Raw genomic sequence first — 12,443 nt, forward strand, 5'->3', positions numbered from 1 at the left:
TCGGGTTGTTTTTCAAGGCCTGAGCTCGACTCGGAATCTCAGGTCAGCATCACTCTGAAGATCGCCGCGGTCAGTCCCCTCTCCCTCCGGGAGAGGGCTAGGGTGAGGGAAAAAATCCCAAGCCCGACACCGATTTTCCGGACACCTTGCCCTTGGCTTGCCGCTAACCCCCCCGGTCTTTAGACTTACGCCTCATTTCAACGAGAGCAGGGTCGATGCCAACTGCCTTTCCCCCCGATTCTGTTGGTCTGGTAACGCCACAAACCGCGCACTTCAGCGAACCGCTGGCGCTCGCTTGTGGCCGTTCGCTGGCCGCTTATGACCTGATCTACGAAACCTACGGCACGCTGAACGCCCAGGCGAGCAACGCCGTGCTGATCTGTCACGCCTTGTCCGGCCATCATCACGCTGCCGGTTATCACAGCGTCGACGACCGCAAGCCCGGCTGGTGGGACAGCTGCATCGGCCCCGGCAAGCCGATCGACACCAACAAATTCTTCGTGGTCAGCCTGAACAACCTCGGCGGCTGCAACGGCTCCACCGGCCCGAGCAGCATCAACCCCGAGACCGGCAAGCCGTTCGGCGCCGACTTCCCGGTGCTCACCGTGGAAGACTGGGTGCACAGCCAGGCGCGCCTTGCTGATTTGCTCGGCATCGGCCAGTGGGCAGCGGTGATCGGCGGCAGCCTCGGCGGCATGCAGGCGCTGCAATGGACCATCACCTACCCGGATCGCGTGCGGCACTGCCTGGCGATCGCCTCGGCGCCGAAGCTGTCGGCGCAGAACATCGCCTTCAACGAAGTCGCGCGTCAGGCGATCCTCACTGACCCGGAATTCCACGGTGGTTCGTTTCAGGAAGCGGGCGTGATCCCCAAGCGCGGGCTGATGTTGGCGCGCATGGTCGGGCACATCACTTATCTGTCCGACGATTCGATGGGTGAGAAATTCGGCCGTGGCCTGAAGAGCGAGAAGCTCAACTACGACTTCCACAGCGTCGAGTTCCAGGTCGAAAGCTACCTGCGTTATCAAGGCGAAGAGTTCTCGGGACGCTTCGATGCCAACACCTATCTGTTGATGACCAAGGCGCTGGATTACTTCGATCCGGCGGCGAACTTCGACGATGATCTGGCGAAGACCTTCGAAAACGCCACCGCCAAGTTCTGCGTGATGTCATTCACCACCGACTGGCGCTTCTCCCCGGCCCGTTCGCGGGAACTGGTGGATGCGCTGATGGCCGCGCGCAAGGACGTCAGCTATCTGGAAATCGACGCGCCGCAGGGCCACGACGCCTTCCTGATTCCGATCCCGCGCTATTTGCAGGCGTTCGGCAATTACATGAACCGCATTTCGTTGTGAGAAAGCCATGAGAGCTGATCTGGAAATCATCCAGGAATGGATCCCCGCCGGCAGCCGCGTCCTCGACCTCGGTTGCGGCGATGGCGAGTTGCTGACCTGGCTGCGCGACAATAAAAACGTCACCGGTTATGGCCTGGAAAACGACGCTGACAACATTGCCGAATGCGTTGCCAAAGGCATCAATGTCATCGAACAGGATCTGGACAAAGGCCTGGGCAATTTCGCCAGCAACAGTTTCGACGTTGTCGTCATGACCCAGGCCCTGCAAGCCGTGCACTACCCGGACAGGATCCTCGACGAGATGCTGCGCGTGGGCCGTCAGTGCATCATCACCTTCCCCAATTTCGGCCACTGGCGCTGCCGCTGGTATCTGGCGAGCAAGGGCCGCATGCCGGTGTCGGAGTTCCTGCCGTACACCTGGTACAACACGCCGAACATTCACTTCTGCACTTTCGAGGATTTCGAAGCGCTGTGCCGCGAACGTGACGCAAAGGTCATTGATCGGCTTGCCGTGGATCAACAGCACCGCCACGGGTGGGCCAGTAAGCTATGGCCTAATCTGTTAGGTGAAATCGGTATCTACCGCGTCAGCAGTCCGCAACTGGCGGATCATAAAGTCGCGGTCTGAGCCGAGCCATTTCGAGGAGCACGCACATGGGTCGTTTAGCGTTGTTGTTATTCACCGCCTGCCTGAGCGCCGGCGCCATGGCGGCGGACGTCATCAAGGGTGAACGCAAGGAAACCTTCGGCGACATCACGGTGCACTACAACACCTTCAACTCAACGTTCCTGCAACCGGACATCGCCACGGCAGCGGAGCTGATCCGCAGCAAGAACCAGGGCGTGATCAACGTCTCGGTGGTCAAGGACGGCAAAACGCTGATCGCCAGCGTCACCGGTACGGTCAAGGATCTGACAAGCAACAGCGTGCCGCTGAAATTCCGCCAGGTCACCGAACAGGGCGCGATCTACTACATCGCCCAGTACCCGGTGCCGCAGCAGGAAACCCGCACCTTTGAAATCAAAGTGCAGAACGGCGACAAGATCAACACCATCAACTTCAACCAAGAACTCTTTCCCGGCGAATGATGAACATCAAGCAGCTCGTACTGGCCAGCCATAACGCCGGCAAACTCAAAGAACTCCAGGCCATGCTCGGCGACTCGGTGCAACTGCGCTCGATTGGCGAATGGAGCAAGGTCGAGCCGGAAGAAACCGGCCTGTCGTTTGTCGAAAACGCGATCCTCAAGGCCCGCAACGCCGCACGCATTTCCGGGCTGCCGGCGCTGGCCGACGATTCCGGCCTGGCGGTGGATTTTCTCGGTGGCGCACCGGGCATCTATTCGGCACGTTACGCCGATGGCAAGGGCGATGCGGCGAATAACGCAAAATTGCTCGACGCTTTGAAAGATGTGCCGGAAGCCGAGCGCGGCGCGCAGTTTGTTTGTGTGCTGGCGCTGGTGCGGCACGCCGATGATCCGTTGCCGATCCTCTGCGAAGGCCTGTGGCACGGAAGGATCCTGACGGCTGCCAGCGGCGAGCACGGTTTCGGTTATGACCCGCTGTTCTGGGTGCCGGAGCGCGATTGTTCCAGCGCCGAATTGAGCCCGGCCGACAAAAACCAGATCAGCCACCGCGCCCGCGCAATGGATCTGCTGCGCCAGCGTCTGGGTTTGAAATGACCCGTGATTCCTCCGCGTCGTCGCTGATCATCGGCGGCGCCGCTTCCTCGCCTCGGGCACCGCTGCCGACGTTGCCACCGCTGGCGCTGTACATCCACATCCCGTGGTGTGTGCGCAAATGCCCGTATTGCGATTTCAACTCCCACACCGCCAGCCCGGTGCTGCCGGAGCAGGAATATGTCGACGCGTTGCTGGCCGATCTCGATCAGGATCTGCACGCGATATATGGCCGTGAACTGACCTCGATCTTCTTCGGTGGCGGCACGCCTAGCCTGTTCAGCGCTGAAGCCCTTGGGCGTTTGCTGGAAGGCGTCGAGCAGCGCATTCCGTTTGCCGACGACATTGAAATCACCCTTGAGGCAAACCCGGGCACTTTCGAGCAAGAGAAGTTCGTCGCCTATCGCAAGCTGGGGATCAATCGCCTGTCGATCGGCATCCAGAGTTTCCAGCAGGCAAAGCTTGAGGCGCTCGGGCGCATTCACAACGGCGACGAAGCGGTGCGAGCGGCAGGCATGGCGCGGCAGGCCGGGTTCGATAACTTCAACCTCGACTTGATGCACGGTCTGCCCGATCAATCGCTGGACGACGCCTTGAGCGATTTGCGCCAAGCCATCGAACTGAAGCCGACGCACATTTCCTGGTATCAACTGACGCTGGAGCCGAACACGGTGTTCTGGAATCAGCCGCCCGTGCTGCCGGAAGACGACACGCTGTGGGATATTCAGGAAGCCGGCCAAGCGCTGCTGGCCGAATACGGCTACGCGCAATACGAAGTGTCGGCATATGCCCAGGCCGGACGTCCGGCGCGGCACAACCTCAATTACTGGAGCTTCGGCGACTTCATCGGCATTGGCGCGGGTGCGCATGGCAAATTAAGTCATCCGGACGGGCGCATCGTGCGCACGTGGAAGACGCGTCTGCCGAAGGACTACTTGAATCCGGCGAAAAGTTTTCAGGCCGGCGAGAAATCGCTGACCAATGAAGAAATGCCGTTCGAGTTCCTGATGAACGCGTTGCGCCTGACTGCGGGCGTCGAATCGCGCCTTTATCCGGAACGTACCGGGCTGTCGCTGGAAAGCCTCGCCGAAGGCCGGGCAGCGGCAGAACAAAGCGGCCTGCTGCAGGTCGAACCGTCACGCCTGGCGGCGACCGAACGCGGCCAGCTGTTCCTCAACGATTTGCTGCAACAATTTCTGAACTGACTTCAGCTCAAAGGGAAAACGCATGGATTTGATACTCGACCTGCTCGCCACCGTCTCCCGCTGGAGCCGCAGCAACCTCTCGGAAATCGCCCTGGCGCTGGTCGGCTGCCTGCTGGTGCTGTTTGGCGCGGACTTCAAGGGCTGGGTCGAGCAACGCCTGGGCAGCATCGCCGGAGCATTGCGCGTGCCGCTGATGGCGCTGCTGTGCGTGATTGGCAGCGGCGCCGCGCTGATCTACGCCACGCCTTGGGTGATCAAGGGTCTGAGCCAGTTCAACAACTACAGCCTCGCGCCGGTGTTGTTAGTGGTGCTTGTCCTGATCGGCGTCGTCGCTGACCGCCGCTAATCTTTCAGCACACCCAAAACAACTGTAGGAGCTGCGGCACGCTGCGATCTTTTGATCTTGTTTGAAGATCAAGAGATCGCAGCGTGCCGCAGCTCCTACAGAGTTATTGCGTAAAGCTCAGGACAGTTTTTCGAACTTCAGATCCCAAACGCCGTGGCCAAGACGTTCGCCGCGGCGTTCGAACTTGGTGATCGGGCGTTCTGCCGGGCGCGGGACGCATTTGCCGTCTTCGGCAAGGTTGCGGTAGCCCGGGGCGACGTTCATCACTTCCAGCATGTACTCGGCATACGGTTCCCAGTCGGTGGCCATGTGCAGAATGCCGCCGACCTTCAACTTGCTGCGCACCAGTTCGGCGAACGAAGCCTGAACGATACGACGCTTGTGGTGACGGCTCTTGTGCCACGGATCCGGGAAGAACAGCATCAGGCGATCGAGGCTGTTGTCGGCGATGCAACGATTAAGCACTTCGATCGCGTCGCAATCGTAGACCCGCAGGTTGGTCAGACCCTGCGTCAGCACGCCATTGAGCAGCGCGCCGACACCCGGACGATGTACTTCAACGCCGATGAAATCCTGCTCCGGCGCCGCCGCGGCCATTTCCAGCAGCGAGTGGCCCATGCCGAAACCGATTTCCAGCGAGCGCGGCGCCGAACGGCCGAACACTTGATCGTAATCCACCGGCGCATCGGCCAGCGGCAGCACGAACAGCGGCGCGCCCTGATCCAGGCCGCGCTGCTGGCCTTCGGTCATGCGCCCGGCGCGCATCACGAAACTCTTGATGCGGCGGTGTTGGCGCTCGTCGCCTTCGTCCGGCTGGACAGGCGTGTCGTTCGATTCAGTCATCAATGGCTCTTACTTGATCAGACCATCCAGCGGCGAAGAGGCGCTGGCATAGAGTTTTTTCGGCATACGGCCAGCGAGGTAGGCCAGACGGCCCGCAACGATGGCGTGCTGCATGGCTTCCGCCATCATCACTGGCTGTTGAGCGTGGGCGATGGCCGAGTTCATCAGCACAGCGTCGCAGCCCAGTTCCATAGCGATGGTCGCGTCAGAGGCGGTACCGACACCGGCATCGACCAGCACCGGGATCTTGGCTTCCTCAAGGATGATCTGCAGGTTGTACGGATTGCAGATGCCCAGACCGGAGCCAATCAGACCGGCCAGCGGCATGACGGCGATGCAGCCGATTTCCGCCAACTGGCGAGCGATGATCGGGTCATCGCTGGTGTAAACCATCACGTCGAAACCTTCCTTGACCAGCGTTTCCGCGGCCTTGAGGGTTTCGATCACGTTGGGGAACAGGGTTTTCTGGTCGGCCAGCACTTCCAGCTTCACCAGGTTATGGCCATCGAGCAGCTCACGGGCCAGGCGGCAGGTGCGCACGGCTTCGATAGCGTCATAGCAACCGGCGGTGTTCGGCAGGAAGGTGTAGCGATCCGGCGACAGCACGTCGAGCAGGTTCGGTTCGCCCGCGATCTGGCCCAGGTTGGTGCGGCGCACGGCGAAGGTGACAATCTCGGCACCCGAGGCCTCGATGGCCTGGCGGGTTTCTTCCATGTCACGGTACTTGCCGGTACCGACCAGCAAACGCGACTGGTAAGTACGACCGGCCAGCACAAAAGGCTTGTCGCTACGAACGATGCTCATGGGGAATCCTCTTAAGGGGTGAGGGTCTTGCAGAATGCTTGCCCTTGCGGGCTGGGCGATTAACCGCCACCGATCGCGTGCACCACTTCGACATTATCGCCGTCGTTCAAAGTGGTTTCTGCATGCTGGCTGCGCGGGACGATATCCAGGTTGAGTTCGACTGCTACCCGGCGCCCGGTCAGTTCCAGGCGGGTAATCAGCGCCGCAACGGTCTCGCCGTCGGGCAATTCAAGGGGTTCGCCGTTCAATTGAATGCGCATGCACAACGCCGCCATCATTTTTAGGGGCTGGCATTCTAGCCCGATCAGACTGGGTGACCCAAGCCATTCGTCTTGAAAACGGCTGCCCCGTTGAAACGGCCGGACTCCCCGTAGGAGCTGCCGAAGGCTGCGATCTTTTGATTCTGTTTTCAAGATCAAAAGATCGCAGCCTTCGGCAGCTCCTACAGGACTAGTGCCAGATTCAGGACAGGCGCCAGGCCGCGAGGCCGAGGCAGATCCAACCGACCAGAAACGCGAGGCCACCGAACGGGGTGACGATGCCGAGCTTGCTGATTCCGGTGGTGGTCAGCAGGTACAGGCTGCCGGAAAACAACAAAATGCCAACGGTGAAGGACACGCCGGCCCATGTAATCAGGCGCCCTTGAATCTGCTTGGCCAACAGCGCTACGCCGAACAATGCCAGCGTGTGCACCAGTTGATAAGTGACACCCGTATGAAAAATCGCCAGATACTCCGGCGTCAGGCGATTTTTCAGGCCATGGGCAGCGAAAGCGCCCAGCGCAACACCGGTAAAACCGAAAAAAGCGGCCAGCATCAAAAAGCCACGCAGCATTGGGAACTCCAGTCAGACGCAATCGGCAGGGTCTGTATAATGGCCCGCTCTACGGGTTCGGCCAAGCCATCTCTATGCTGCGTTCAATTTTCCGTCGTCTTACGAAGGCCCTGCTCTGGTTTGCCGGCGGCAGCGTCTTGCTGGTGCTGGTGTTTCGCTTCGTGCCACCGCCGGGAACGGCGTTGATGGTCGAACGCAAGGTCGAATCCTGGGTCGATGGCGAGCCGATCGACTTGCAGCGTACCTGGAATCCATGGGACGAGATCTCCGATGATCTGAAGGTCGCAGTGATTGCCGGCGAAGACCAGAAATTCCCCGAGCACTGGGGCTTCGATCTGCGCGCGATCCAGGCAGCGCTGGCTCACAACGAGCTGGGCGGATCGATTCGCGGCGCCAGCACCTTGAGCCAGCAAGTGTCAAAAAACCTGTTTCTGTGGTCTGGTCGCAGCTATTTGCGCAAGGGCCTGGAAGCCTGGTTCACGGCGCTCATCGAGGTGTTCTGGCCCAAGCAGCGGATTCTTGAGGTGTACCTCAACAGTGTCGAATGGGATGACGGCGTGTTTGGCGCGGAGGCTGCGGCCCGCCATCACTTCGGCGTGAGCGCGAAGTCGTTGTCGCGGCAGCAGGCGAGTTATCTGGCGGCGGTGTTGCCCAATCCGCGCGTCTGGAGTGCGAGCCACCCGACCGGTTATGTGTCGCGCCGGGCCGGGTGGATTCGACAGCAGATGAGTCAGTTGGGGGGTGACAGTTATTTGCTGGGGCTGAACGATTCGCGGCGGGCGCCCTGGGCTGAATGAATCTAAAGCAAAAGATCGCAGCCTTCGGCAGCTCCTACAGGTGAGTCGCAATTCCTGTAGGAGCTGCCGAAGGCTGCGATCTTTTGATCTTCGAACAAAAACGCCCCGATCATCGCTGATCGGGGCGTTTTTTTATTACCGAGGCGCCGGTTAAGCGGCGATCGACAACTTGAGCTTGTTCATCGCGCTCTTTTCAAGCTGACGGATTCGCTCGGCCGACACGTTGTACTTCTGCGCCAGGTCGTGCAGCGTGGCTTTCTCTTCCGCCAGCCAGCGCTGGTAAAGAATGTCACGGCTGCGCTCGTCCAGCACTTCCAGTGCTTCGTGCAGGTTGCTGTTGGAGTTGTCGCTCCAGTCGGCATCTTCCAGTTGACGCGCCGGGTCGTACCGGTGGTCTTCCAGGTAGTTGGCCGGCGACTGGAAAGCGCTGTCATCGTCCGCTTCGGCGGCCGGGTCGAACGCCATGTCATGGCCGGTCAGGCGACTTTCCATCTCGCGTACTTCCCGCGGCTCGACGCCGAGGCTTTCCGCCACACGGTGGACTTCCTCGTTGTTCAGCCACGCCAGACGCTTCTTCTGGCTGCGCAGGTTGAAGAACAGCTTGCGCTGGGCCTTGGTGGTCGCGACTTTCACAATGCGCCAGTTGCGCAGGATGAACTCGTGAATTTCCGCCTTGATCCAGTGCACAGCGAACGACACCAGACGCACACCCATTTCCGGGTTGAAGCGCTTGACGGCCTTCATCAGGCCAACGTTACCTTCCTGGATCAGGTCAGCCTGAGCCAGACCGTAGCCGGAATAGCTACGGGCAATGTGTACGACAAAACGCAGGTGGGCGAGCACCATCTGCCGAGCCGCCCCCAAATCCTGCTCATAGTAGAGACTCTCGGCCAGTTCACGCTCCTGCTCCGGCGTCAGCAATGGAATGCTGTTCACGGTGTGCACGTAGGCTTCCAGGTTCGCACCCGGAACCAACGCATACGCAGGTTGCAAAGAATTGGTCATACGAAAAAACCTCCCACTCACATACTCGTGCCTCTCGGCACTGCGAAAAATTGACCGGAAACTCAAGTGCAAGTTCCCTTGAAAACCGCGAGGTCAATCACGCGCAAAAAAGATTCTACTTCGGCGCCAGCTCCCTGAGATGACGTGCGACTGCAATCCATGCACCGATATAACCCAACAGCACCGCGCCAAGCAAGAGCGACAGACCGTCGGCCACTGGCACACCGGCCAGGGCGAAGTCACTGCCGTACAAACCGGCCAATCCAACCACCGCGTCGTTCAACCAGTTCAGGCCAAACGCCAAAACGCCCCAGGACAACAGCCCCGCACCGAAGCCATACAGCGCACCCATATAAAGGAAGGGACGACGCACATAACTGTCAGTGCCGCCGACGAGTTTAATCACTTCTATCTCAGTGCGGCGGTTTTCAATATGAAGACGAATGGTATTGCCTATCACCAAAAGTAATGCAGACACCAACAACACTGTCAGACCGAAGACAAAGCGGTCGCCAAGCTTGAGGATGGCGGCCAGACGCTCGACCCAGACTAGATCAAGTTGCGCCTGTTGTACCTTGGGCAACTCGGAAAGTTTTTGTCTTAATGCTTCGAGTGTCGGCTTGTCGACTTCGTTCGGTGTAACCAGCACGACGCCGGGCAAAGGGTTTTCCGGCAGCTCGCGCAGGGCTTCGCCCAGCCCGGACTGCTGCTGGAACTCTTCCAGCGCCTGATCACGGCCGACATATTCGGCATCAGCAACGCCGGGCATGCCTTTGATCTGCTCACGCAATGACTCGCCCTGCGCCGGGCTGGCGTCGAGTTGCAGATACAGCGAAATCTGCGCCGCACGCTGCCAGGAACCGCCGAGTCGCTCAACATTGTTGAGCAACAGCGAAAGGCCCATCGGCAGACTCAACGCCACCGCCATCACCATGCAGGTGAAAAAGCTGCCAATCGGCTGTTTGCCGAGACGGCGCAGGCTGTCAAGCAAGCTGGCGCGATGGCTTTCGATCCAGGCGCGAAACAGCGTCGCGAAGTCCGGGCCGTCGTCATCGTCGTGCTTTTTCTTCTTCTGCGGTTGCGGGTCGGCGGCCTTCGGGGCCACGCGTTCGGAAACCTTCGGACTGCGTGTCGCACTCATACCCCGGCCTCCCCGTCGCCGATCAAGCGGCCGCGTTGCAGGGTCAGCATGCGATGACGCATGCGTGCGATGAGTGCCAGGTCGTGACTGGCGATCAGCACGCTGGTGCCCAGACGGTTGATGTCTTCGAACACGCCCATGATTTCGGCGGCCAGGCGCGGGTCGAGGTTACCGGTCGGTTCGTCCGCCAGCAGCAAGGCCGGGCGGTGAACGATGGCGCGGGCAATACCTACACGCTGCTGCTGCCCGGTCGATAGATCGCCGGGGTACAGATCGGTTTTGTCCGACAGCGCCACGCGTTCCAGCGCCGAATCGACACGCTTGGCGATTTCGGCCTTGGACAGGCCCAGGATCTGCAGCGGCAACGCGACGTTGTTGAACACCGTACGATCGAACAGCAACTGGTGATTCTGGAAAACCACGCCGATCTGCCGGCGCAGAAACGGAATCTGCGCGTTGCTGATGGTGCTCAGGTCTTGCCCGGCGAGCAGCAGTTTGCCGCTGGTCGGCCGCTCCATCGCCAGCAACAGGCGCAACAAGGTGGATTTACCGGCACCTGAGTGGCCAGTGACAAACAAGAATTCGCCACGACGGACTCGAAAGCTCAGCTCATGCAAGCCGACGTGACCGTTCGGGTAGCGTTTACCGACCTGTTCGAAACGAATCATGAACGCTCCCGCTCGGCAAACAATGCCTGGACAAAGGGCTCGGCTTCAAAGGTACGCAAATCGTCGATGCCTTCGCCGACGCCGATGTAACGGATCGGCAGACCGAACTGTTTGGCCAGGGCGAAAATCACCCCACCCTTGGCGGTGCCGTCGAGTTTGGTCAGCGCCAGGCCGGTCAGTTCGACGGTCTGGTTGAATTGCTTGGCCTGATTGATGGCGTTCTGGCCAGTGCCGGCATCAAGCACCAGCAGCACTTCGTGCGGAGCATCGGCGTCGAGCTTGCCGATCACCCGGCGAACCTTTTTCAGCTCTTCCATCAGGTTATCTTTGGTGTGCAGACGCCCGGCGGTGTCGGCGATCAGCACGTCGATGCCGCGCGCCTTGGCAGCCTGCACCGCATCGAAGATTACCGAAGCGGAGTCGGCGCCGGTGTGCTGAGCGATCACTGGAATCTTGTTGCGCTCGCCCCACACTTGCAACTGCTCGACCGCAGCGGCGCGGAAGGTGTCACCGGCGGCGAGCATGACTTTCTTGCCTTCCAGTTGCAGCTTCTTCGCCAGTTTGCCGATGGTGGTGGTTTTGCCGGCACCGTTGACGCCGACCACCAGAATCACGAAAGGCTTGTTCTGCGAGGCGATTTTCAGTGGCTGCTCGACTGGCTTGAGCATCGCGGCCAGTTCGGCTTGCAGGGATTTGTACAGCGCGTCGGCGTCGGCCAGCTCTTTGCGGGCGACCTTCTGAGTCAGGCGCTGAATGATCTGCGTAGTGGCTTCGACCCCAACGTCGGCGGTGAGCAGACGGGTTTCGAGGTCATCGAGCAGGTCGTCGTCGATGGTCTTGCGGCCGAGGAACAGACTGGCCATGCCTTCGCCGATGCTGGCGCTGGTCTTGGACAAGCCTTGCTTGAGGCGGGCGAAGAAACCAGCCTTGGATTCTTCGGTGCGCGGCGCTTCGGCAGGCGCTTCGACCACGGGCTGCAAAGACGTTTCAATCGGCAAGACTGGCGCTGCGACTGGCGCAACTGGCGCAGTGGCCACGGGCGCAGATTCAGGCTGTTGAATAATTGGGGCAACCGGATCTGGAACAACCGGCGCGGGCTCGACAACTGGTTCGCATACCGGCGCCGCAGCAACCTCTTCAACAGGCGCGGGAATCACCGGCGTCACATGCGGCGCCGCCTCTTCGACCAGAGCCACCGGTTCTTCCGCCACCGGCAAGGTCAGCCACGGCTCGGCCGCGGGCGTCAGCGGCAGATCCGCCGCCACTGACGCTTCGGGCTCGGCTTGGACCTCCGGCTGCAACACCGGCTCGGCAATCGGCAGCACGATCGGTGCTGGCTCTTCTTCTGTTACCGGGACAGGCGCCGGGGTCGGCTCAGGAATCGCGGGCGGCTGTTCGACGACGGGTTCCTGCGGTTTCTTCCGCAGCCATCCGAACAGGCTTTTCTTCTCGCCAGCCGCAGCTGGGCTCTTCTTGTCGTCGTTGGAACCAAACATGGAGGACGGCTATCTCACGGTAGCGACGCGCCAACAGGGCGCCCCGGCAAATAAATATTCGATGCAGAACAGACTGTGTTTCATCCAGCTTGTTCACGCGCAACATTTTGTCGAGGCACCGAAGGCACCTCAATCGTCAATTCACACGAAGGACTGGAGCGGCATCGTCGGCGAAAACGCACAGTTCAGGTGAAAAACCGCTGCCATCCGCGACAAACTCATACAGCCTAACCGGATATCGAAACCTGATAGGCGTGGCCGCCAGTAAAA

The 12,443-nt window shown here is 60.3% G+C and carries 16 protein-coding genes; 8 read left to right on the plus strand and 8 right to left on the minus strand.

Features of this window, described 5'->3' with window-relative positions; all coding sequences use genetic code 11:
- Positions 1-215: 215 nt before the first annotated feature.
- From metX to EL257_RS25760, 6 genes are read left to right on the plus strand one after another with little or no spacing between them, the layout of a single operon-like run.
- Positions 216-1,355: a homoserine O-succinyltransferase MetX gene (metX, locus tag EL257_RS25735; protein ID WP_126367323.1), complete on the plus strand. Its 1,140-nt coding sequence runs from the start codon at positions 216-218 to the stop codon at positions 1,353-1,355.
- A gap of 7 nt (positions 1,356-1,362) precedes the next feature.
- Positions 1,363-1,983, plus strand: a complete 621-nt coding sequence (gene metW, locus EL257_RS25740) for a methionine biosynthesis protein MetW (protein ID WP_126367325.1) — start codon at positions 1,363-1,365, stop codon at positions 1,981-1,983.
- A 26-nt stretch (positions 1,984-2,009) separates the two neighbouring features.
- Positions 2,010-2,444: a DUF4426 domain-containing protein gene (locus EL257_RS25745; protein WP_126367327.1), complete on the plus strand. Its 435-nt coding sequence runs from the start codon at positions 2,010-2,012 to the stop codon at positions 2,442-2,444.
- Positions 2,441-3,037 carry an RdgB/HAM1 family non-canonical purine NTP pyrophosphatase gene (rdgB, locus tag EL257_RS25750; RefSeq protein WP_126367329.1) on the plus strand — a complete coding sequence of 199 codons (597 nt, stop codon included), beginning with the start codon at positions 2,441-2,443 and terminating at the stop codon, positions 3,035-3,037. Before EL257_RS25745 ends, rdgB begins: the two co-directional genes overlap by 4 nt.
- On the plus strand, positions 3,034-4,239 hold the full coding sequence (gene hemW, locus EL257_RS25755) for a radical SAM family heme chaperone HemW (RefSeq protein WP_126367331.1): 1,206 nt from the start codon (positions 3,034-3,036) through the stop codon (positions 4,237-4,239). Before rdgB ends, hemW begins: the two co-directional genes overlap by 4 nt.
- A 22-nt stretch (positions 4,240-4,261) precedes the next feature.
- Complete coding sequence (locus tag EL257_RS25760; protein WP_007913629.1) at positions 4,262-4,585, plus strand: DUF3392 domain-containing protein; 324 nt, start codon at positions 4,262-4,264, stop codon at positions 4,583-4,585.
- Between the two features lie 117 nt (positions 4,586-4,702).
- On the opposite strand, the gene trmB is transcribed toward EL257_RS25760, so the two are convergent.
- The 4 genes from trmB to EL257_RS25780 all read right to left on the minus strand — a co-directional run bounded on the left by trmB (position 4,703) and on the right by EL257_RS25780 (position 7,066).
- Entirely contained in the window at positions 4,703-5,428 is a 726-nt protein-coding gene (gene trmB, locus EL257_RS25765; RefSeq protein ID WP_126367333.1) for a tRNA (guanosine(46)-N7)-methyltransferase TrmB, read from the minus strand.
- Positions 5,429-5,437: 9 nt separating this feature from the next.
- Positions 5,438-6,232, minus strand: coding sequence for a thiazole synthase (locus tag EL257_RS25770; protein ID WP_126367335.1), 795 nt, complete (start codon positions 6,230-6,232; stop codon positions 5,438-5,440).
- 59 nt (positions 6,233-6,291) lie between these two features.
- Entirely contained in the window at positions 6,292-6,492 is a 201-nt protein-coding gene (gene thiS, locus EL257_RS25775) for a sulfur carrier protein ThiS (RefSeq protein ID WP_172604520.1), read from the minus strand.
- A gap of 202 nt (positions 6,493-6,694) precedes the next feature.
- Positions 6,695-7,066: a DUF423 domain-containing protein gene (locus tag EL257_RS25780; protein ID WP_126367337.1), complete on the minus strand. Its 372-nt coding sequence runs from the start codon at positions 7,064-7,066 to the stop codon at positions 6,695-6,697.
- A 74-nt stretch (positions 7,067-7,140) separates the two neighbouring features.
- Here EL257_RS25780 and mtgA point away from each other — a divergent pair, with 74 nt between their 5' ends.
- On the plus strand, positions 7,141-7,863 hold the full coding sequence (mtgA, locus tag EL257_RS25785; RefSeq protein WP_126367339.1) for a monofunctional biosynthetic peptidoglycan transglycosylase: 723 nt from the start codon (positions 7,141-7,143) through the stop codon (positions 7,861-7,863).
- Positions 7,864-8,013: 150 nt separating this feature from the next.
- Here mtgA and rpoH read toward each other — a convergent pair whose 3' ends face one another.
- From rpoH to ftsY, 4 genes are all read right to left on the minus strand, one after another.
- A complete protein-coding gene (gene rpoH, locus EL257_RS25790; protein WP_007913617.1) occupies positions 8,014-8,868 on the minus strand; it encodes an RNA polymerase sigma factor RpoH in 855 nt (284 codons plus the stop codon).
- 115 nt (positions 8,869-8,983) lie between these two features.
- Positions 8,984-10,009: a permease-like cell division protein FtsX gene (gene ftsX / locus EL257_RS25795; protein WP_126367341.1), complete on the minus strand. Its 1,026-nt coding sequence runs from the start codon at positions 10,007-10,009 to the stop codon at positions 8,984-8,986.
- The gene (gene ftsE, locus EL257_RS25800; RefSeq protein WP_003229148.1) at positions 10,006-10,677 is read right to left on the minus strand and encodes a cell division ATP-binding protein FtsE; all 672 of its coding nucleotides are present in this window, start codon (positions 10,675-10,677) and stop codon (positions 10,006-10,008) included. The genes ftsX and ftsE overlap by 4 nt, the downstream gene beginning before the upstream one ends.
- On the minus strand, positions 10,674-12,173 hold the full coding sequence (gene ftsY, locus EL257_RS25805) for a signal recognition particle-docking protein FtsY (protein ID WP_126367343.1): 1,500 nt from the start codon (positions 12,171-12,173) through the stop codon (positions 10,674-10,676). The genes ftsE and ftsY overlap by 4 nt, the downstream gene beginning before the upstream one ends.
- Here ftsY and EL257_RS25810 point away from each other — a divergent pair.
- The gene (locus EL257_RS25810) at positions 12,172-12,366 is read left to right on the plus strand and encodes a hypothetical protein (RefSeq protein ID WP_126367345.1); all 195 of its coding nucleotides are present in this window, start codon (positions 12,172-12,174) and stop codon (positions 12,364-12,366) included. The two genes, ftsY and EL257_RS25810, sit on opposite strands and share 2 nt — an antisense overlap.
- The last annotated feature ends 77 nt before the right edge of the window (positions 12,367-12,443 follow it).

It is taken from the genome of Pseudomonas fluorescens (assembly GCF_900636825.1).
Lineage (GTDB): Bacteria > Pseudomonadota > Gammaproteobacteria > Pseudomonadales > Pseudomonadaceae > Aquipseudomonas > Aquipseudomonas fluorescens_BG.

Coding starts and splice junctions, on each gene's coding strand:
- metX (WP_126367323.1), top strand. CDS start 216: ATGCCAACTGCCTTTCCCCCCGATTCTGTTGGTCTGGTAACGCCACAA.
- metW (WP_126367325.1), top strand. CDS start 1,363: ATGAGAGCTGATCTGGAAATCATCCAGGAATGGATCCCCGCCGGCAGC.
- EL257_RS25745 (WP_126367327.1), top strand. CDS start 2,010: ATGGGTCGTTTAGCGTTGTTGTTATTCACCGCCTGCCTGAGCGCCGGC.
- rdgB (WP_126367329.1), top strand. CDS start 2,441: ATGATGAACATCAAGCAGCTCGTACTGGCCAGCCATAACGCCGGCAAA.
- hemW (WP_126367331.1), top strand. CDS start 3,034: ATGACCCGTGATTCCTCCGCGTCGTCGCTGATCATCGGCGGCGCCGCT.
- EL257_RS25760 (WP_007913629.1), top strand. CDS start 4,262: ATGGATTTGATACTCGACCTGCTCGCCACCGTCTCCCGCTGGAGCCGC.
- trmB (WP_126367333.1), bottom strand. CDS start 5,428: ATGACTGAATCGAACGACACGCCTGTCCAGCCGGACGAAGGCGACGAG.
- EL257_RS25770 (WP_126367335.1), bottom strand. CDS start 6,232: ATGAGCATCGTTCGTAGCGACAAGCCTTTTGTGCTGGCCGGTCGTACT.
- thiS (WP_172604520.1), bottom strand. CDS start 6,492: ATGCGCATTCAATTGAACGGCGAACCCCTTGAATTGCCCGACGGCGAG.
- EL257_RS25780 (WP_126367337.1), bottom strand. CDS start 7,066: ATGCTGCGTGGCTTTTTGATGCTGGCCGCTTTTTTCGGTTTTACCGGT.
- mtgA (WP_126367339.1), top strand. CDS start 7,141: ATGCTGCGTTCAATTTTCCGTCGTCTTACGAAGGCCCTGCTCTGGTTT.
- rpoH (WP_007913617.1), bottom strand. CDS start 8,868: ATGACCAATTCTTTGCAACCTGCGTATGCGTTGGTTCCGGGTGCGAAC.
- ftsX (WP_126367341.1), bottom strand. CDS start 10,009: ATGAGTGCGACACGCAGTCCGAAGGTTTCCGAACGCGTGGCCCCGAAG.
- ftsE (WP_003229148.1), bottom strand. CDS start 10,677: ATGATTCGTTTCGAACAGGTCGGTAAACGCTACCCGAACGGTCACGTC.
- EL257_RS25810 (WP_126367345.1), top strand. CDS start 12,172: ATGGAGGACGGCTATCTCACGGTAGCGACGCGCCAACAGGGCGCCCCG.
- ftsY (WP_126367343.1), bottom strand. CDS start 12,173: ATGTTTGGTTCCAACGACGACAAGAAGAGCCCAGCTGCGGCTGGCGAG.